The sequence below is a fragment of the Micromonospora sp. NPDC049799 genome, assembly GCF_040656655.1.
GTDB lineage: Bacteria > Actinomycetota > Actinomycetes > Mycobacteriales > Micromonosporaceae > Micromonospora.
The window spans coordinates 1-17,576 of the sequence record NZ_JBFAMU010000065.1 but is presented as its reverse complement, the minus strand read 5'-3'; the positions used below and the strand labels follow the sequence as shown (position 1 = coordinate 17,576).

Here is a 17,576-nt window from a genome sequence, read left to right as displayed (position 1 = left end):
CACTTATCAGCCTGGCCCGAGATATGGCCCAGACTGGACAATCGAACCCCGCTGAGCTTCCAATCGCCGTGAAGCACGGCTCCAAGTACCTCATCATGGATCCTGGCGCAAACCCCTTGATCAACGCGGTGAGGGGAGCGCGGGGCGGGGGGTCAGGACAGGTGGGTTGTGAGGGCTCGGGCCAGGTCGTGGCCGGAGCGCCAGGCGCTCTGCACGCGGGGCTTGCCGAAGGCGTCCCCGGCCAGCCCCACGCCGTCCGCGTCCAGGTGGTACGTCCCCGCGGGGCCCGCCGTCGGCTTCGCGTACCTCCAGCGGTGCACGTGCACGTCGGCCGCCGGTTCGGGTAGTGCGAGCAGGTCCCGCACGGCCTGTTCGATCGCCGGAGCGGCGCCGGTGGGCCGGGCCAGGTGGCCGGCGGCGAACTCCGGCGTCGTGTGTGCCACCAGGACCGGGGCCGCGTCCCCACGCCGGTCGCCGTCGTCGCAGACGAGGTTCAGGATCGGGTGGTCGTTGACGAAGGCGCCCCGGAAGTCGGACCAGCCGCGGGCCGGGAAACGCAGCACGGCGGCCAGCGACGGCGACCAGCCCTGCGCCTGCACGGCCCGGGTGGCCCGGGTCAACGCCGGGTCGAGCAGCAGCGCCGCCTGCGGACCGGGCATGGCAAGCACCACGGCCTCGCAGGGCTGCCCGTCCACCAGCGGCCCCGGCTCGACGGTGTGCACCAGCCGGTCCACCGTCACCGGCAGGTCCCGGGCCAGGTCCTCGACCAGCGAGCGCAGCCCGCGCGGCGCGGACCAGCGGGTCGGGCCGGGGACCTCCCGCCGACCGTCCGGCCCGTACGCGACGAAGGTGTCGGTCCACTCCCGGGCCAGTCCGGCCGCCCGCCAGCGCTCGACCACCTCGGCGAAGTCCGGGTCGCTGACCGTGAAATAGGCGGCCCCGGTGTCGGCGGGCCGGCCGTCGAAGCGTTTGCTGGCCATCCGCCCGCCCGGCACCCGCCCCCGCTCCCGCACCTGCACGGGTATCCCGGCACGGACCAGCTCGACGGCGCACGCCACACCGGCGATCCCCGCGCCGACCACCACGACACCCGCCCGCTCCGTAGCCACCCGATGATCGTATGCGTCCGCCGTCCCCCGGGTGGCGGGAGATCGGCCCGCGCCGGCATGGATCGCGGCCACCGGGGGTATTGGCACGTCTGTTCGAAGGAAGGTGGAGATGATGACGGACCGCGACAGCAGCCGCGCCAATCCGCAGGGCGCGATCAAGGACCCGGACGAGTGGGTCACCGGCGACGAGCCGCCCACCGCGGCCCAGGAGTCGTACCTGGCGACGCTCGCCCGGGAGGCGGGCGAGGACCTGCCGGAGGACATGACCAAGGCGGAGGCCTCCAAGCGGATCGACGAGCTCCAGGAGGAGACCGGCCGCGGCCAGTGACGGCGGGCCGCCGCGCCGCGCCGGGTCGGGCGGCGCGACGGACCCGACGGTACGACGGCAGGCGCCGACGGGCTCAGCGCGGCGGGAGCCGGTGCAGCTCCACGTCGTCGAGCCGGCCGTCGACCACCCTGGCGGTGAGGTACGTGGCGTACGGCTGCGACCGCCGGTCCGTCGGCGAGCCGGGGTTGAGCAGGCGCAGGCCGCCCGGGGCGACCGTGTCCCAGGGGATGTGCGAGTGGCCGAACACCAGCACGTCGACGTCGGGAAACCGGGCGGCGCAGCGTTCCTCCCGCCGGGTCTTCTGCCCGGTCTCGTGGACGACCGCCATCCGCAGCCCGTCCAGCTCCACCCGGGCGATCTCCGGCAGCCGGGCGCGCAGCGCCGGCCCGTCGTTGTTGCCGTACACCCCGACCAGCCGGCGGGCGCGCGCCCCCAGCGCGTCCAGCAGCGACTCGTCCACCCAGTCCCCCGCGTGGACGACCACGTCGGCGGTGTCGACCGCCGCCCAGAGTGGCGCGGGCAGGTCCCGGGCCCGCTTCGGCACGTGGGTGTCCGCCGTGATGACCAGACGCATCCCGTTACCTCTCAATGCGCTGTAGTGAGCGCGGGGTTGAAGGTAGTCCCGCCTTGCGGTGGGACGGTCCCGGTCTGATCCGCGTGGGCGGTGCCGGGTTGACGTTTCACGGCCACCGGCCCCGTGAGCGGGGTCTTACGGTTGGCTCCGCGTCCTGCCACCGGGCCACTCCCGGCGGTTGCTGCGTTGGCTGCGAGGGCGGCCAGGTTACGGGCGGCGTTGAGGTCCCGGTCCAGGACCAGGCCGCATGCCTGGCAGTCGTATTTACGTTCGGACAGGGCGAGTTTGGCTTTCACCGCGCCGCATTCCGAACAGGTTTTTGAGGATGGATACCAGCGGTCGGCCACGAGCAGCCGGCCACCGTTCCACTGGGTTTTGTAGGCGAGTTGGCGGCGTAGTTCGGCGAACCCGGCGTCGGCGATGTGCCGGGCCAGACGCCGGTTGGCCAGCATGCCGGTGACGTTGAGGTCTTCGACCACGATCGTGTCGTGCTCGCGGGTCAGTCCGGTGGTGAGCTTGTGCAGCCCGTCGCGGCGAGCATGCGGCCCACCACGGCGCCACCTCGGCCTTCGCGGCGTTCCATGACTTGCGCAACGCGGGCAGTGACCACGACACCGCCGGGGTCAACAACTCGTCCGGGAAGCCGTAGGAGCGTTCCGCCGCACGCTGGTCCATGACCGCCTTCACCCGTGCCAGGGCCCAGTTGTGCGCGACCCGCGCCGCGCCGGCGTGCGCGAGCACCGCGCGTTCCTGCGACCGGGTGAGGTCGAGCGCGAACCGGTACGCCTGGATCGTCTTCACGCTGGATCGTCCGCCTCGGTGACAGCTCCAAGATATCCGGCACCGAAGCAGGCGAACCTGTCGCGACGCTCGACCACGATCGTCGACACGGCAGGGCCGCGCAGCAGGGCGAGGAACTTCTTGCCGTGCCCGTCGAGCGCCGAGCCGACCTCGGTCACCACGCGCGACACGGAAAGCTGCCGGCTCGTGGCCCACATGGCGACCCGGGCGACCTGCCGCTCAAGATCGGACATCTGATCGGCCGATGATACGCGCGCGCACACGACGACCTGCCCTGCCTGCGACGCGGCGGTCAACGGCTCGCCGACCATGATGAGCCGTCCGAGCCGGTACGTGGGAACCGGCAGCGCCCGGGCGGTCGCGTACGACACGCCGGCTGCCGCTGCCAACTCCTTCAAGTTCACACCGCAACTCCGGCAAGCTAGTGAGCGATAAAGCAGACCAACACGCTAGCCGCTAACTGCCCCCCCCATTGTCGACGACAGCCACAGCGACCGCCGGGAGGGCGCGCACCGACGACGGCCCGGTGTTAAGAAGGGCCCCTTCCTCTACACGAGGCGTTAAGAAGGGGCCCTTCCTTTCACCTCAGGGGAGCGTCCAGCGTTGGGCAGCGGTGCCGTTGCAGTCGTAGATCTGCAACTGGCGGCCGTCGGTGGTGACCGAGCCGGGGATGTCCAGGCAGCGACCGGACTGCGGGTTGCGCAGGCTGCCGTCGGGCTGGGCGGTCCACTGCTGGGCCCCGGTGCCGTTGCAGTCGTACAGCTGGACCAGTGTGCCGTTGACGGTGCCGCTGCTCTTGACGTCCAGGCACTTGCCCAGGCCCCGGACCGTGCCGTCGCCGGGGAGCGTCCAGCGTTGCGCCGCGGTCCCGTTGCACGTCCAGATCTGCACCTTCGTGCCGTTGGTGGTCTGGCTGGAGGCGATGTCGACGCACTTGCCGAGGCCCTTGATCTCCCCGGTGCGGGCCCCGCCGGTGCCGACGCCGGGCCCGGTGAACGTGTAGCTGTCCACGTCGAGGAGCGCGCCGCTGCCGCCGGTGAAGACCAGGTACAGGTCGTGGGTGCCGTCGTCGGGCTTCGTCACCGTGGCGCTGAGCTCGGTGTACGAGTCCCACCCGCCAGTGTTGGGCACGGTCAGCCGGGCGACCTCCGGGCCGGTCGGCGAGTCGTACCGGAACGAGACCGTGCCGCCGGGCCCGCCGGAGGACACCCGGGCCTTGACCCCGGTGATGCCCTTGAGGCTGACCGCGTGGTGGCGGACGTTCTCCCCGTTCTGGATGTCACCGAGCCGCTTGCCGCCCTGCGCGGCCGACTGGTCGATCACCTTCGGACCGTTCAGGGCCACGTAGTGCTCGGCCTGCCAGTGCTTGGGGTAGAGGCTGATCTCCTTCTCACCGGTCAGCGGCGCCGAGCCGGCCGCGCCCTTGTCGGTGTAGCTGCCGCGCAGCACGAAGAAGAGCACCGAGTCCGGGCCGGCGTGCACCGGGCCGGTGTTGAAGGTGGCGCCGCAGCCGGTGCCCTCCCCCTCCTCGTGGGCGTGTTCCTGGTGACCGAGGGCGGCCCGGACGATGACCGAGGAGCAGGCCGGGGTTCCGTCCTGCGGGTCGCTGGCGGAGGCGGTCAGGGTGACGTCCTGCCCCCAGTCGAAGAGCCCGCCGGCGGGCAGCCCGTTCAGGGAGACGGTGGGTCGGTTGTTGCCGACCACGACGGTGACGGTCGCGGTACCGGTGCGGCCCGTGCCGTCGCTGACCGTCAGCCGGGCCCGGTAGCTGCCGTTGGCGCTGTACGTGAACGACGGGTTGGCGGCCGTCGAGTCGACGCTGCCGTTGTCGGTGAAGTCCCAGGCGTACGACAGGGGGTCGCCGTCGGGGTCGGAGCTGCCGGCGCTGGAGAAGGTCACGGCGAGCGGCGCCAGGCCGTTGTCCTTGTTGACCGCGGCCTTGGCCACCGGCGACCGGCCGCCCTGGACGTAGTTGATTTTGTACAGGCCCGCGTCGGCGGCGCCGGAGAAGTAGCCGCTGCCGTACTCCAGCAGGTAGAGCGAGCCGTCCGGGCCGAACTGCCAGTCGATCGGGTGCACGAGCTTCATGCCGGCGAGGACCGGTTCGATGACGGTGGGGGTGCCGGTGGCCGGGTTGCCGTTGTCGAACTGGACCTCCTTGATCCAGTTGCGGCAGTACTCGGAGATCAGCCACTTGTTGTCGTAGTACGCGGGCCACTTCACGTCCGAGACCAGGTTCGGGTCGTAGTGGTAGACCTCCACGTGGTTGGGCGAGCCGCAGCCGCCCGGGTTGTCCAGGGCCGGCCAGTCGTCGCTGCCGCCGTGCTGCTCCCACACCAGCGCGGGCTTCGTCGGCGGAAGCTGGTTGAGGCCGGTGTTGCGCGGTGAGTCGTTGACCGGGCCGGTCGACCCGCCGCAGGGGAACCAGCCGCGCGGCGAGTTCGTCGCGAAGTCCCAGTCGTTGTACGCGACGTTCGGCCCGCCGCAGTAGGGCCAGCCGTAGTTGCCGGGGCCGGTGGCCCGGTTGAACTCGTCGTACGCGGCCGGCCCCCGGTTGGCGACGTCGGCGCCCGCGTCCGGGCCGACCTCACCCCAGTAGAGGGTGTCGCCGGCGGTGCGGTCGACCCAGATCCGGTACGGGTTGCGGACCCCCATCACGTAGATCTCCGGGCGGGTCTTCGCGGTGCCGACCGGGAAGAGGTTGCCCGCCGGGATGGTGTAGCTGCCGTCGTTCTGCGGGCGGATCCGGTTGATCTTCCCGCGCAGGTCGTTGGTGCTGCCCGAGGTGCGCTGGGCGTCGTACTGCGGGTTGCGGGTGGTCCGCTCGTCGATCGGCGCCATGCCGGCGGAGTCCCCGCCGGAGTTGGTGTTGTCGCCGACGGCGAAGTAGAGGTTGCCGGCGGAGTCCCAGCTCATCGAGCCGGCGGAGTGGCAGCACAGGTCGCGCTCGGTGGGCCACTCGATGAGCACGTCCTCGCTGGCCGGGTCGAGGGTCAGCGCCGACGGGTTGAACGTGAACCGGGAGATCCGGTTGACCAGCGGCGTGACCTTGGGCGAGTAGAACAGGTACACCCAGCGGTTGCTGGCGAAGCCCGGGTGCAGCGTGATGCCGATCAGCCCGTCCTCGTACCGTGCGTCGAGGGCGAGGGTGAGCGCCACGGTGGTGGTCTTCGTCGCCGGGTTCCAGAGACGGACCTGGCCGCCCCCGGCGCTGGTGCCCCGGTTGATGTAGAAGACCTTGCCGTCGGGCGCGACGGCCAGTTCGATCGGCTCGCCCATGGACAGGCCGCCGTCGAGGGCGACCTTCTCGAAGCCGCTGGTGGCCGGGGGCGCGAGCGCCGCGACGGCGGCCTCCGAGGAGGTGCGCGCGGGCGCCTCGGCGGGTGCGGGGTGGCCGCCGGCGTGACCGGGGTGAGCGGCTGCCGGCGGCGCGCTCACCGGGGCGAGGGCGGTGAGCAGGACGGTGGCGACGATCAGCAGTCGGCGCGGGACAGGGGACACGAGACCTCCAGGGGGTGGGGATCTCGGTGCCGCTCCCGCCGACTGGAGGAGCACCGGGTGGTGTGCCCAGACATTAACGCCTTTCACTCGACCAGAACAGAACTTCAGTCCGGTGAATAGAAAGTAATCCACGCGTTGACGAAAGCTCCGTGGCCTCATCAGGCGATTTGTCGGCACCGGCGGGCGAGGTCTTCACAAGCCGGCAACCGCCACGTAGTTTGGCGACGGTATTGGGAGCGCTTCCAGCGGCGTCCCTCGATGATCGGGAGTGACTGACATGAGACGCAGACCGGTACTCGCCGCGGCCGCCGCCACGTCGGCGTTGACCGCCGCCACCGCCCTGGCCCTGATCCACGCGCCGGCGGCCGTCGCCGCCGAGTCGGCCTTCTACGTCGACCCGGCCACCGCCGCGGCCGGCTGGGTCGCCGCCAACCCCGGCGACCCCCGCGCCGCCGTGATCCGGGACCGGATCGCCACCGTGCCCCAGGGTCGGTGGTTCACCCGCACCAACACCTCGACCGTACGCGCCGAGGTGGACGCCCTGGTCGGAGCGGCCGCCGCGGCCGGGAAGGTGCCGATCCTGGTCGTCTACAACATCCCCAACCGGGACTGCAGCGGCGCGAGCACCGGCGGGGCACCGGACCACGCCACCTACCGGCAGTGGGTCGACCAGGTGGCGGCCGGCCTCAACGGGCGCCCGGCGACCATCGTGCTGGAGCCGGACGTGCTGCCGCTGATGACCAGCTGCCAGAACGCCGCCCAGCAGGCCGAGACGAAGGCCTCCATGGCGTACGCGGGCAAGAAGCTCAAGGCGGGCTCGTCGCAGGCCCGGGTCTACTTCGACGCCGGGCACTCGGCGTGGCTGTCGCCGAGCGAGGCGGCCTCCCGGCTGCTCGGCGCGGACATCGCCAACAGCGCGGACGGCATCTCCCTGAACGTCTCCAACTACCGGCGCACCGCCGACGAGGTCACGTACGCCAAGGCGATCATCGCCGCGACCGGCGTCTCCCGGCTGAAGGCGGTCATCGACACCAGCCGCAACGGCAACGGACCGGCCGGCTCCGAGTGGTGCGACCCGACCGGCCGGGCCATCGGCACGCCCAGCACCACCGCCACCGGCGACGCCGCGATCGACGCGTTCCTCTGGGTGAAGCTGCCCGGAGAGTCCGACGGCTGCATCGCGCCGGCCGGCCAGTTCGTCCCGCAGCGGGCGTACGACCTGGCGATCGCGGCCGGGCCGGTGCCGACGACGAGCGCGCCGACGACGGCACCGCCCACCACGGCACCGCCGACCACGGCACCGCCCACCACTCCCCCGCCGGCGGGCCGCTGCACGGTCACGTACACCCCGAACGTCTGGACCGGCGGCTTCACCGCCGAGCTGCGGGTGACCAACAACGGTGCCGCGCTCAACGGCTGGACACTGAGCTTCGCCCCCGGGGCCGGCGTCCGGCTGACCAACGGGTGGAACGGCGACTGGAGCCAGTCCGGTGATCGGATCACCGTCCGCAACGCCACCTGGAACGGCAACCTGGCCAGCGGCGGCACCGCCAGCGTCGGCTTCCAGGGCACCTTCACCGGGAGCACCCTCCCCGCGTTCGGCGGCTGGACGCTCAACGGCACCGCCTGCTCCTGACCGACAAGGCACCGCCGGGCCCGTCGTCGGACGACGACGGGCCCGGCACGGTGCGCCGCGGTCAGGCGCCCTGCCCCTGGTTCTGCATCAGGCCACCGTCCATGAAGTACGTCGAGCCGGTCACGTAGTCGGCGTCGTCGCTGGCCAGGAAGACCGCCAGCTTGGCGATCTCGCCGGGCTCCGCGGCACGCTTCCACGGGATGCTCTGCACCTGCTCCTCCAGGTACTTCGGGTTGTCGATCGCCTCCTGGTTGAACGGGGTCAGCACCATCCCCGGCCCGATGTTGTTGACGTTCATGCGCATCGGGGCGACCTCCAGCGCGAGGCTCTTGGCCAGCTCCAGCATGCCGCCCTTGCTGGAGTCGTAGTCCGCGCCACCGGCCCGGGCCACCTCCTGGTGGATGGAGGTGATGTTGATGATCTTCCCCTGGCCGCCCTCGTCGCGGCGGTGCCGCACGAACCGCCGGCAGCAGAAGAACATCCCGTACAGGTTGGTGCGGATGCACCGGTCCCAGGTCTCGGTGTCCAGATCGGCCACCGGGATACCGGAGGCGTCCACGCCGGCGTCGTTCATGAGGATGTCCAGCCGGCCGAACTCGGCCAGCGCCTCGTCGAACATCGCCTCGACCTGGTGCTCGACGCTGATGTCGCCCTGCACCACGACGGCCCGCTGGCCGGTCTTCTCGATCTCGGCCTTCGTGTGGTTCGCCCCGGCGTGGTCGTGCAGGTAGTGCACCACCACGTCGGCGCCCTCCCGGCCGAACTCGATGGCCGTGGCCTGTCCGATACCCGAGTCGGAGCCGGTGATCAGGGCGGTCTTCCCGGTGAGGCGTCCGGTCATGAGCGTGCTCCTTCCGTCCGTCCCGTACCGGCCGGCACGGGTTGCCGCGGTCGGCCCGCGGCCTCGCGGCGCCGCTCCATGGCCTCGGTGAGGTGGCCAGCGGCGTTGATCAGCCCGATGTGGGAGAACGCCTGCGGGAAGTTCCCCAGGTGCTCCCCGGTGACCTGGTCGATCTGTTCGGCGTACAGGCCCAGGTCGTTGACCCGGCCGGCGAGCTGCGCGAACAGATCGCCGGCCCGGTCCACCTCGCCGGCCAGGGCCAGGCAGCCGACCAGCCAGAACGAGCAGATGACGAATCCCGCCGGATCGTCGTCCCAGCGGCGCAGCAGGCCGCCCCGGGACAGCCGGCGTTCCACCACGTCCATCGTCGAGCGCATCCGCTCGTCGTCGGCAGGCAGGAAACCCACCAGCGGCATGATCAGGACCGAGGCATCGAGGTGGTCGGAGCCGAACGCCCCGGTGTACGCGCCGATCCGGTCGTTCCAGCCCCGGGTGAGCACCGCCGCACGGACCTCGTCGCGGGCCGCCGCCCAGCGGGCCACGTCGGACGGCTCGCCCAACCGGGGACCGAAGCGCACCGCCCGGTCCAGCGCCGTCCAGCACTGCACCTTCGACGAGACGTAGTGGCGTTCGGCGTCCCGGGCCTCCCACATGCCGGCGTCCGGCTTCCGCCAGGTGACGGTCGCCTGGTCGGCCAGCGAGCGCAGCAGGTGCCGCACGTCGGGCATCATCGGGTCGAGGTAGTGCCGCATGAGCCAGGCCGCGTCGAGGACCTCGCCCAGCACGTCGGTCTGCCGCTGCTTCCAGGCGTCGTTGCCGACGAAGACCGGCCGGCTGTCGGCGTACCCGGGTAGGTGGTCGAGGGTGTGCTCGGTGAGGTCCCGCTCGCCCTGGACGCCGTACATGATGGGCACCGGCTCGTCACCGATCCGGCCCATCGCCCGCGCCACCCAGGCGAACTGCCGATCCGCCTCGTCCGGGCAGGCCGCACGCCACAGCGCCTGGAGGGTGAGGCTGAAGTCCCGGACCCAGACGAAGCGGTAGTCGTAGTTGCGGTCGCCCCCGAGTTCCTCCGGCAGCGAAGTGGTGGCCGCGGCGACGATTCCACCGCTGGGCCCGTAGGTCATCCCCTGCACCACGAGGGCGCTGCGCCGGACCACGTCGCGGAACAGCCCCCGGTAGTGGTCCCGGTGCAGGTCCGCCCAGGAGCGCCAGCCGGCGACCGCGTCGGCTACCACCCGGTCTGCGTCGGGCAGGTGCGGCGGCGCCGCGTCGTAGGTCGGCGCGTACCCCAGAGTGAACTGGTACGTCTCACCGGCCCGCACCGTGAACGTCGCCGAGGCGTTGCCGTCGCCGCAGGTCAGCGGCACGTCGCCGCGCAGGCTGAGGTGGCAGGCGCCGGCGGTCGCACCGATCACCCCGTCGGTCTCCACCAGGTACGCCATGACCCGGCCGTACTCGAACCGCGGCTGGTAGTCCAGCCGCACCGGCACCGCTCCGGACAGGCCCTCCACCACCCGCCCCAGGACGCGCGGTGAGCGCAGGCCGATGTCGTGGCCCCGCGCACCGGGTTCCAGCGCGAGCGCGTCGGTGACCGCCACCGTTCCCTGCCCGGTGGTGAAGACGGTCCGCAGCACGAGCGTGTCGTCCAGGTAGGACCGGTCGGTGGTGAAGGTCCCCACCGGCCGGATCGACCAGTGCCCCGCGTCGTCGCCGAGCAGCCGGCCGAAGACCGACGGTCCGTCGAACCGATCCGGACACCACCAGTTGACCGACCCGGCCCGGTCCACCAGGACGGCGCTGCGTCCGTCCGCCAGGAAGCCGTGTTCGCTGATCCTTCCGCTGTCCACGGCGGTGCCTACCCGGGCTGCAGGGGCGACATTCCCGCAATGACCGGTGACCCGGCGTTACCGCCCGACGAGCGGGGGAACATCCGTGGTTGACGAAGGAGGATGCTCATGACCACACCGTCGAGTCCGACCTCGGCCTGGCGGCCCGGCATGCCGGGCGGCGACACCCTCCCGTCCGGTCCCGCGGGCCGCCCCGCCGCGCCGAGCGGCGACGGGCACGGCCCGGAGACCGGTCCACCCACCGTGACGATCGGGTCGTACCCGGACTATCCGTCCGCGCAGCGGGTGGTCGACCATCTCGCCGACAACCGGTTCCCGGTGGAGCACACCGCGATCGTCGGCACGAACCTCACCCTGGTGGAGACGGTCCTCGGCCGGATGAGCACGGCACGCGCGGCACTGGTGGGCGCCGGCAGCGGCGCCTGGTTCGGTCTCTTCATCGGACTTCTGTTCGGGATCTTCACCGTCGGCAACTGGATCGCGGTGATCCTGGTCGGCCTGGTCATCGGTGCCATCTGGGGCGCGGTGTTCGGGGCGGTCACGCACGCGATGACCGGGGGGCGGCGGGACTTCACCTCGGCCAGTTCCCTGCGCGCCGGCCAGTACGCCGTCACGGTGGACGCCCAGTTCGCCGAGCAGGCCCGGCAGTTGCTGGGCCGACTGCACCTGGGCGCCGGCCAGCCGAGCGCCCGCTGACCGACCGACCGAACGGCCGCCCCGGCACCACGCCGGGGCGGCCGTGTCGTGTACGCCCCGAGGGCGACAACTTCGGGGAAGGTGCGGGCTGCGGCGCGAGGGAGGGGACATCCTCCCCGAAGTTGTCCCCTCCTGGCTGACGAGGAGGGACCCAGGCGGCGGGGTTGAGGCGGGCTGTTCAGATTCGAAGGGGTTGTGTGGGCGTCCAGGTAGGGGCCTTGCTGTGCAGCTCGGGGGCTGTTGTTAAATTTTGAAGTAGTGCTACTCTTGGGCACGTGACCGAGAGCCTGGAGCCGGACCGACTGACCGCCTGGCGGGCCTACATAGAGGCCAGCCAGCGGCTGTTCACCCACCTGGAGGAGGACCTGCGTGTCGCGAGCGAGCTGAGCTTCGCCGACTACCACGTGCTGGTGCTGCTCTCCGAGGCGCCGGGCCAGCGGCTGCGGATGGGCGAGCTGGCCAGCCGCCTGGTGTTCTCGCCGAGCCGCCTGACGTACCAGATCTCGTCCATGCAGAAGCGGGGGCTGGTCGCCAAGGAGGCCTGTCCGGCGGATCGCCGGGGCAGCGAGGCGGTGCTGACCGCCACCGGGCTGCTCACCCTGCGGGAGGCCGCGCCACACCACCTCGCGTCGGTCCGCAACCGCCTGATGGACGACCTCGACGACACCGAGGTCGCCTGCCTCACCCGGATCTTCGAACGGCTCGGCCGGCGCCTGCGCGCCGAGCGGGACGCGTCGACCCTCACCAGCGACAGCCAAGGAGTCTGAGATGCCCGCGATCACCGTCGACAACGTCCTCGTCCTGCCCCGCCTGCCCCGGCTCGACGAGTCCACCGCCTTCCGGCCGGTCCGCCGGCTGACCACCGCGCCCAGCGGCTACGAGGGTGAGGGCTTCCCGGTGCGCCGGGCCTTCGCCGGGGTGCCGATGACCGAGCTGGACCCGTTCATCCACCTGGACCAGATGGGCGAGGTGGACTACGCGCCGGGCGAGCCGAAGGGCACCCCGTGGCACCCGCACCGCGGCTTCGAGACCGTCACCTACATCATCGACGGCATCTTCGACCACCAGGACACCCACGGTGGCGGCGGCACCATCACCGACGGCGACACCCAGTGGATGACGGCCGGCAGCGGCCTGCTGCACATCGAGGCGCCGCCGGAGCACCTGGTGATGAGCGGCGGGCTCTTCCACGGCACGCAACTCTGGGTCAACCTGCCCCGGGCCGCCAAGATGACCGCCCCGAAGTACCAGGACATCCGCGGCCGGGAGTCGGCGCTGCTGACCACGCCGGACGGCGGTGCGCTGATCCGGGTGATCGCCGGTGAGGTCGCCGGGCACCAGGGTCCGGGCTCGACCCACACCCCGATCAGCATCACGCACGTGACGGTGCAGCCCGGCGCCCAGGTCGACCTGCCCTGGAACCCGGACTTCAACGCCCTGGTGTACGTCCTGGGTGGTCGGGGCACGGTGGGCACCGGACGCCGGCCGTTCCACACCGGCCAGCTCGCGGTGCACGGCCCCGGTGACGCCCTGCGGTTCGCCGCGGACGCCCAGCAGGACGGCAACACCCCGGCGCTGGACCTCTACATCATGGGTGGCCAGCCGATCCGGGAGCCCGTGGCGCACTACGGCCCGTTCGTCATGAACACCCGCGACGAGCTGCTCAAGGCGTTCGAGGACTTCCAGGCCGGCAGGCTCGGCGTCATCCCCGCCGAGCGGCTGCCGCACACCGACGGGCAGGGCTCCCGCCCCTGACCGTCAGGCAGGACAACGGTGGGCGCCCCGATCTCCTCGGGGCGCCCACCGCCGTGTCGGGGCCGCCTAGGAGACGGCGAATATGCCGGCCACGCCGAGGATCACCATCACCAACACGGCTACCACCGCACCCCGCTCCCCCTCCACCGCCTGCTCGCGGTACTCGGTCACGGAGTTCGTCGTCTCGCCGGGCATGGTGTGGCCTCCTCGCGTTTGCGCGTCGTCGTCGTGTGGGTATCGCCGGGGGCAGCCGTGCAGGTCACCGTGGTGCCGACGGCGTACGAGCCCTCGGCGAGGGTCGTACCGTGAGGACGTCGTCGACCTCAGGAGGGCTGGACCGTTGACGCTGCAGGAGTGGTTCCTCTCCGCGGGCGAACGCGCCAACCCACGGTCGGAGTTACCCATCTGGACCAGTGGAAACCTTGCCGAGCCGCTAATTCACGGTGCCGCGTACTTCGACCGGCTGGTGGACGAGGTGCAGGCGCTGGACGCCGGCGACCACCTCTTCTTCACCGACTGGCGGGGTGACCCGGACCAGCGGATGCGGCCCGACGGGCCCACCGTCGCCCAACTGTTCGCCCAGGCCGCGCAGCGCGGCGTGGTGGTCAAGGGGCTCGTCTGGCGGTCCCACCTCGACGCGTTGGCGTACAGCGAGGACGAGAACCGGAACCTGAGCGAGACGATCTCCGCCGCCGGCGGCGAGGTGCTGCTCGACCAGCGGGTCCGCCGGGGCGGCTCGCACCACCAGAAGCTGGTGGTGCTGCGCCACCCGCGCGCGCCGGAGCGGGACGTCGCCTTCGCCGGTGGGATCGACCTGTGTCACAGCCGCCGCGACGACGCCGACCACGCCGGCGACCCCCAGGCCGTGGTGATGTCCGCCCGGTACGGTGACCGGCCGCCCTGGCACGACGTGCAGCTCATGGTGCGCGGCCCGGCGGTCGGGGCCCTGGACACCAGCTTCCGGGAACGGTGGACCGACCCGATGCCGCTGGACTCGGAGAACCCGATGGCGTACCTACGGGATCGCCTGCGCGGCGCGGACCTGCGCCCGGACCCGCTGCCCGACCAGCCACCGCCCCCGCCGCCCTGCGGCCCGCACCACATCCAGGTACTGCGCACCTACCCGGCCGTCCGGCCCCGGTACTCGTTCGCCCCCGATGGCGAGCGGACGGTGGCCCGGGGTTACACCAAGGCGGTCCACCGGGCCCGCCGGCTGATCTACCTGGAGGACCAGTACCTCTGGTCGACCGAGGTGGCCGAACTCTTCGCGCAGTCCCTGCGGGACAACCCGGACCTGCACCTCATCGCGGTGGTCCCCCGCTTCCCGGACGTGGACGGCCGGCTCGCGCTGCCACCGAACACGGTCGGCCGGGAGCAGGCGCTGTCCCTGTGCGAGAAGGCCGCCCCGGACCGGGTGCACGTCTTCGACGTGGAGAACCCCGCCGGGCAGCCGGTGTACGTGCACGCCAAGGTCTGCGTGGTCGACGACGTGTGGGCGAGCGTGGGGAGCGACAACTTCAACCGCCGGTCCTGGACGCACGACAGCGAGCTGTCCTGCGCGGTCCTCGACGAGACGCGTGACGAGCGGGCTCCGGTGGACCCGGCCGGGCTGGGCGACGGCGCCCGGGTCTTCGCCCGGGACCTGCGCCTGCGGCTGCTGCGCGAGCACCTGGACCGCGACCCGGCCGGCGGCCAGGACGACGACCTGCTCGACCCGGCCGACGCGATAGCGGCCGTCGTCCGGGCGGCCGACGAGCTGCAACGGTGGTACGACTCCGGGCAGAGCGGCCCCCGACCACCGGGCCGGCTTCGGCCCCACCGGGCGGAGCGGTTGCCCTGGTACACCCGGGCGTGGGCGTTGCCGGTGTACCGGCTGGTCTACGACCCGGACGGCAGGCCGCTGCGGGCCCGTCGCGCCGGCACCTGGTGAGCGGCCGGGCCGACCTGCGCCGGCACCGCCGCGCCCTTGTGCACGCTGAGACCGCCGGGGTAGGCGAACGAGACCCGCGGTGAGTAGAAGCCGTACGGGATGGTCAGCGGGTTCTCGGGGCGCAGCGCGTACGTCGGGTGCGTCGGGTCGAGGAACTCCACCGACTCGATCACGAACGGGTCCACCGGCTCCGCGACGTACGGGTAGACGGCGCTGAGCAGTTCCCCGTGGCGGGCGGTGAAGTAGCGGTGGTGACCGCTGCTGATCGCCCGGCCGGCCTCGCCGACCTGGCAGCGGGCGCGGATCACCGGGATGCCGCCGATCTCGGTCTGGGCGACCAGGTATCCCCGTTCCGTCTCGATGGTGGTACGCCCCAGGACCGCGGGGGCGCCACGGGCCGCCGCGTACGCCCGCACCCGCTCGCTGGAGGTGACGTACGTCGTCCACCAGCCGCCGGGGCTGTTCCCGCCGGGGGCGTCGGCCCCGCTCAGCGACACCCCGATGTAGGTCAGGGAGTACGCCCCGAAGCCGGAGGTCTGCGACTCGTCGTCGACGACGTACTGGTTGAGGAAGACCTGGCGATCCGGTCGGGGGGCCAGCCCCGCCGGCACCAGCGCCGCGACCGCGTCGTGGTCCGCCGGCAGCCAGCTGAAGAAGAGCGCGCGGCTGTTGACGACCAACTGGGGCAGGGCGGGGTCGAGCACGGGGCCTCCGAATGAGTGGTACCCGCGACGTTACGGCTGGTCCCGTGGACGGGACAACGACGGAAAGTCGACACCCGAGACCTGTTATCCGAGGCCAGGGGGCCACCCGGCCGGGTGTCACCGACCGACCGGAGCGGCCCGTCGGTTGTCCGGTCGAGGCCGGGAAGCCGTTAGCGGGGTCACAATCGAGAGGGCTTTTGCCCCTTTCACGTTCTTCCTGACCGAAAATCACTTAAGTACATCGTACTTTCGGCTAGATTTTGGCGAGACGATCAGGCTAAGGTGACTCCCGAACGGACATCTGAAGCTAAACCAAAGCGTCACGTCTTTTTATCCGCGGACGAGGTGCAGGGAGGACCACCCATGACCGCGCCAACGATCAGCGAACAGGCGACCAAGGCCGTGCAGGGCACCACCGAGAAGCTGGACCCGCGCGCGCTCACCGACAGCGCTGCCGACCTGCTGAACGCGATGGCGGCACTGCCGGCCAACCACCCGTCCCGCGCCGCGCTGCGCGACAGGGCGATCGAGGCCTGGCTGCCGCTCGCCAACCACCTCGCCCACCGCTACAGCGGTCGCGGCGAACCCACCGACGACCTCGCGCAGACCGCCGCCGTCGGCCTCATCAAGGCCATCGACAAGTTCGACCCGTCGCGCGGCGTCGACTTCGCCGGGTACGCGATCCCGACCATCATCGGTGAGCTGAAGCGCCACTTCCGGGACCGCACCTGGGACATCCGGGTGCCCCGCCGCCTCCAGGAGCTGCGGCTGGCCATCTCGGACGCGAACAGCTCGCTGCTGCAGTCCCTGGGCCGCTCCCCGACGGTCGCCGACATCGCCGCCCACCTCAAGCTGACCGAGGAAGAGGTCCTGGAGGGCCTGGAGGGCGCCCGCGCTTACAACGCGGTGTCGCTGTCCACCCCGACCGGCGACGGCGACCGGGCCACCGAGCTGGGCGACATGCTCGGCGGCGAGGACGGCGAGTTCGAGCTGGCCGAGCTGCGGGTCGCCCTCGGCCCGGCGCTCGCGACCCTCGACGAGCGTGAGCAGAAGATCCTCACCCTCCGCTTCTACGGCAACCTGACCCAGTCGCAGATCGCCGAGCAGATCGGCGTCTCGCAGATGCACGTCTCCCGGCTGCTGGCCCGTGCGCTGACCAAGCTGCGGGGGCAGCTCGACGGCACGTACTGAGGGGTGGTGGGACGATGGCCGGGTCGGCGGGCCCGGCCATCGTCGTGTCCGCGTCCAGCCGGTGCGAGACTGGGCCGTGCTCTCCGACGTGCGCCTGGACCTGCCGGTGCGGCCCGTGCTGCCGGCGCTGGTCGCGGCACTGCGGTCGGCCGGCGCCGGGATCCTGGTGGCACCGCCGGGCACCGGCAAGACCACCCTCGCTCCCCTGGCGGTCGCCGACGAGGTGACCGGTCGGGTGCTGGTCGCGCAGCCACGCCGGATCGCCGCCCGCGCCGCCGCCCACCGGATGGCCGCCCTGCTGGGCGAGCGGGTCGGCGAACGGGTCGGGTACGCGGTCCGGGGCGAACGGCGGGCCGGTCCCCGCACCCGCGTCGAGGTGGTCACCACCGGTCTGCTGGTCCGGCGGCTGCACCACGACCCGGAGCTGGCCGGCACCGGCGCCGTGCTGCTCGACGAGGTGCACGAACGCCAGCTCGACGCCGACCTCGCGCTCGCCTTCGCCGTGGAGGCCCGGTCCGCGCTGCGTCCGGACCTGTGGCTGCTGGCGATGTCCGCGACCCCGGAGGCGGACCGGTTCGCCGCCCTGCTCGGCGGGGACGGTCCGCCGGTGCCGGTCGTCCGGGCGTCCTCGGCGCTGCACCCGGTGACCCGGATCTGGGC

Annotated in this window: 17 protein-coding genes; 8 read left to right on the top strand and 9 right to left on the bottom strand. The window is 71.9% G+C overall.

What is annotated here, in order from left to right:
* Positions 1-152: 152 nt before the first annotated feature.
* Entirely contained in the window at positions 153-1,109 is a 957-nt protein-coding gene (locus AB0I76_RS08430) for an FAD-dependent oxidoreductase (protein ID WP_357031720.1), read from the bottom strand.
* A 109-nt stretch (positions 1,110-1,218) separates the two neighbouring features.
* Here AB0I76_RS08430 and AB0I76_RS08425 point away from each other — a divergent pair, with 109 nt between their 5' ends.
* The gene (locus AB0I76_RS08425) at positions 1,219-1,437 is read left to right on the top strand and encodes a DUF3072 domain-containing protein (protein WP_357031717.1); all 219 of its coding nucleotides are present in this window, start codon (positions 1,219-1,221) and stop codon (positions 1,435-1,437) included.
* 73 nt (positions 1,438-1,510) lie between these two features.
* Here the strand turns inward: AB0I76_RS08425 and AB0I76_RS08420 are convergent, their stop codons facing one another.
* From AB0I76_RS08420 to AB0I76_RS08405, 4 genes are all read right to left on the bottom strand, one after another.
* The gene (locus AB0I76_RS08420; protein WP_357031714.1) at positions 1,511-2,011 is read right to left on the bottom strand and encodes a metallophosphoesterase; all 501 of its coding nucleotides are present in this window, start codon (positions 2,009-2,011) and stop codon (positions 1,511-1,513) included.
* Between the two features lie 11 nt (positions 2,012-2,022).
* Positions 2,023-2,490, bottom strand: a complete 468-nt coding sequence (locus tag AB0I76_RS08415; protein ID WP_357031711.1) for an RNA-guided endonuclease TnpB family protein — start codon at positions 2,488-2,490, stop codon at positions 2,023-2,025.
* A 318-nt stretch (positions 2,491-2,808) separates the two neighbouring features.
* Positions 2,809-3,123, bottom strand: coding sequence for a recombinase family protein (locus AB0I76_RS08410; RefSeq protein WP_357031708.1), 315 nt, complete (start codon positions 3,121-3,123; stop codon positions 2,809-2,811).
* A 274-nt stretch (positions 3,124-3,397) separates the two neighbouring features.
* The gene (locus tag AB0I76_RS08405) at positions 3,398-6,313 is read right to left on the bottom strand and encodes a ricin-type beta-trefoil lectin domain protein (RefSeq protein ID WP_357031705.1); all 2,916 of its coding nucleotides are present in this window, start codon (positions 6,311-6,313) and stop codon (positions 3,398-3,400) included.
* A gap of 277 nt (positions 6,314-6,590) precedes the next feature.
* Here AB0I76_RS08405 and AB0I76_RS08400 point away from each other — a divergent pair, with 277 nt between their 5' ends.
* The gene (locus tag AB0I76_RS08400) at positions 6,591-7,949 is read left to right on the top strand and encodes a glycoside hydrolase family 6 protein (RefSeq protein WP_357031702.1); all 1,359 of its coding nucleotides are present in this window, start codon (positions 6,591-6,593) and stop codon (positions 7,947-7,949) included.
* A gap of 61 nt (positions 7,950-8,010) precedes the next feature.
* On the opposite strand, the gene AB0I76_RS08395 is transcribed toward AB0I76_RS08400, so the two are convergent.
* Both AB0I76_RS08395 and AB0I76_RS08390 read right to left on the bottom strand, forming a co-directional pair.
* The gene (locus AB0I76_RS08395) at positions 8,011-8,790 is read right to left on the bottom strand and encodes a glucose 1-dehydrogenase (RefSeq protein WP_357031699.1); all 780 of its coding nucleotides are present in this window, start codon (positions 8,788-8,790) and stop codon (positions 8,011-8,013) included.
* Positions 8,787-10,640, bottom strand: coding sequence for a glycoside hydrolase family 15 protein (locus tag AB0I76_RS08390; RefSeq protein ID WP_357031697.1), 1,854 nt, complete (start codon positions 10,638-10,640; stop codon positions 8,787-8,789). The genes AB0I76_RS08395 and AB0I76_RS08390 overlap by 4 nt, the downstream gene beginning before the upstream one ends.
* 108 nt (positions 10,641-10,748) lie before the next feature.
* Between AB0I76_RS08390 and AB0I76_RS08385 the strand changes: the two genes are divergently transcribed.
* From AB0I76_RS08385 to AB0I76_RS08375, 3 genes are all read left to right on the top strand, one after another.
* Positions 10,749-11,336 (top strand): general stress protein, encoded by a 588-nt coding sequence (locus AB0I76_RS08385; protein ID WP_357031694.1) that lies wholly within the window; start codon positions 10,749-10,751, stop codon positions 11,334-11,336.
* Positions 11,337-11,611: 275 nt separating this feature from the next.
* Positions 11,612-12,103, top strand: coding sequence for a MarR family transcriptional regulator (locus AB0I76_RS08380; protein WP_357031691.1), 492 nt, complete (start codon positions 11,612-11,614; stop codon positions 12,101-12,103).
* 1 nt (position 12,104) lies between these two features.
* Positions 12,105-13,091, top strand: a complete 987-nt coding sequence (locus AB0I76_RS08375) for a pirin family protein (protein ID WP_357031688.1) — start codon at positions 12,105-12,107, stop codon at positions 13,089-13,091.
* 66 nt (positions 13,092-13,157) lie between these two features.
* Here AB0I76_RS08375 and AB0I76_RS08370 read toward each other — a convergent pair whose 3' ends face one another.
* Positions 13,158-13,286 (bottom strand): hypothetical protein, encoded by a 129-nt coding sequence (locus tag AB0I76_RS08370; protein ID WP_357031685.1) that lies wholly within the window; start codon positions 13,284-13,286, stop codon positions 13,158-13,160.
* Between the two features lie 145 nt (positions 13,287-13,431).
* Between AB0I76_RS08370 and AB0I76_RS08365 the strand changes: the two genes are divergently transcribed.
* On the top strand, positions 13,432-15,021 hold the full coding sequence (locus AB0I76_RS08365; protein WP_357031682.1) for a phospholipase D-like domain-containing protein: 1,590 nt from the start codon (positions 13,432-13,434) through the stop codon (positions 15,019-15,021).
* Here AB0I76_RS08365 and AB0I76_RS08360 read toward each other — a convergent pair.
* A complete protein-coding gene (locus AB0I76_RS08360; RefSeq protein ID WP_357031679.1) occupies positions 14,970-15,725 on the bottom strand; it encodes a hypothetical protein in 756 nt (251 codons plus the stop codon). The genes AB0I76_RS08365 and AB0I76_RS08360 overlap by 52 nt on opposite strands.
* Before the next feature lie 363 nt (positions 15,726-16,088).
* On the opposite strand from AB0I76_RS08360, the gene AB0I76_RS08355 reads away from it, so the two are divergent.
* Together AB0I76_RS08355 and AB0I76_RS08350 are read left to right on the top strand one after the other, a co-directional pair.
* Complete coding sequence (locus AB0I76_RS08355; RefSeq protein ID WP_357031676.1) at positions 16,089-16,916, top strand: SigB/SigF/SigG family RNA polymerase sigma factor; 828 nt, start codon at positions 16,089-16,091, stop codon at positions 16,914-16,916.
* 76 nt (positions 16,917-16,992) lie between these two features.
* Positions 16,993-17,576, top strand: a 584-nt coding sequence (locus AB0I76_RS08350) for a DEAD/DEAH box helicase (RefSeq protein WP_357031724.1), incomplete at its 3' end; no start/stop codon positions are given.

Bases quoted from the DNA above. Each gene is read 5' to 3' on its own strand.
- AB0I76_RS08425 (WP_357031717.1), top strand. From the start codon at position 1,219: ATGATGACGGACCGCGACAGCAGCCGCGCCAATCCGCAGGGCGCGATC.
- AB0I76_RS08420 (WP_357031714.1), bottom strand. From the start codon at position 2,011: ATGCGTCTGGTCATCACGGCGGACACCCACGTGCCGAAGCGGGCCCGG.
- AB0I76_RS08410 (WP_357031708.1), bottom strand. From the start codon at position 3,123: ATGGTCGGCGAGCCGTTGACCGCCGCGTCGCAGGCAGGGCAGGTCGTC.
- AB0I76_RS08400 (WP_357031702.1), top strand. From the start codon at position 6,591: ATGAGACGCAGACCGGTACTCGCCGCGGCCGCCGCCACGTCGGCGTTG.
- AB0I76_RS08395 (WP_357031699.1), bottom strand. From the start codon at position 8,790: ATGACCGGACGCCTCACCGGGAAGACCGCCCTGATCACCGGCTCCGAC.
- AB0I76_RS08385 (WP_357031694.1), top strand. From the start codon at position 10,749: ATGACCACACCGTCGAGTCCGACCTCGGCCTGGCGGCCCGGCATGCCG.
- AB0I76_RS08375 (WP_357031688.1), top strand. From the start codon at position 12,105: ATGCCCGCGATCACCGTCGACAACGTCCTCGTCCTGCCCCGCCTGCCC.
- AB0I76_RS08370 (WP_357031685.1), bottom strand. From the start codon at position 13,286: ATGCCCGGCGAGACGACGAACTCCGTGACCGAGTACCGCGAGCAGGCG.
- AB0I76_RS08355 (WP_357031676.1), top strand. From the start codon at position 16,089: ATGACCGCGCCAACGATCAGCGAACAGGCGACCAAGGCCGTGCAGGGC.